The organism is Kocuria sediminis (assembly GCF_009735315.1).
GTDB classification, from domain to species: domain Bacteria; phylum Actinomycetota; class Actinomycetes; order Actinomycetales; family Micrococcaceae; genus Kocuria; species Kocuria turfanensis.
This window is the reverse complement of record NZ_WOGU01000047.1, coordinates 1-723: the sequence shown is the minus strand read 5'-3', so window position 1 is coordinate 723 and position 723 is coordinate 1. Positions and strand designations below refer to the sequence as shown.

Sequence of the window (723 nt, the reverse complement as noted above, 5' to 3'; positions counted from 1 at the left end):
CCGATCCCTAGTCGGCATAGTTTATGGTTAAGACTACGACGGTATCTGATCGTCTTCGATCCCCTAACTTTCGTTCCCTGATTAATGAAAACATCCTTGGCGAATGCTTTCGCAGTAGTTAGTCTTCAGCAAATCCAAGAATTTCACCTCTGACAGCTGAATACTGACGCCCCCGACTATCCCTATTAATCATTACGGCGGTCCTAGAAACCAACAAAATAGAACCGCACGTCCTATTCTATTATTCCATGCTAATGTATTCGAGCAAAGGCCTGCTTTGAACACTCTAATTTTTTCACAGTAAAAGTCCTGGTTCCCCCCACAGCCAGTGAAGGCCATGAGGTTCCCCAGAAGGAAAGGTCCAGCCGGACCAGTACTCGCGGTGAGGCGGACCGGCCAGCCAGACCCAAGGTTCAACTACGAGCTTTTTAACTGCAACAACTTTAATATACGCTATTGGAGCTGGAATTACCGCGGCTGCTGGCACCAGACTTGCCCTCCAATTGTTCCTCGTTAAGGGATTTAGATTGTACTCATTCCAATTACGAGACCCAAAAGAGCCCCGTATCAGTATTTATTGTCACTACCTCCCCGTGTCGGGATTGGGTAATTTGCGCGCCTGCTGCCTTCCTTGGATGTGGTAGCCGTTTCTCAGGCTCCCTCTCCGGAATCGAACCCTAATTCCCCGTTACCCGTTGCCACCATGGTAGGCCACTATCCTAC

1 rRNA gene is annotated in these 723 nt (G+C 49.0%); it reads right to left on the bottom strand.

Annotated elements, in window-relative coordinates:
• Positions 1 to 723 (bottom strand): 16S ribosomal RNA (locus tag GMA12_RS18130); the annotation flags it as partial.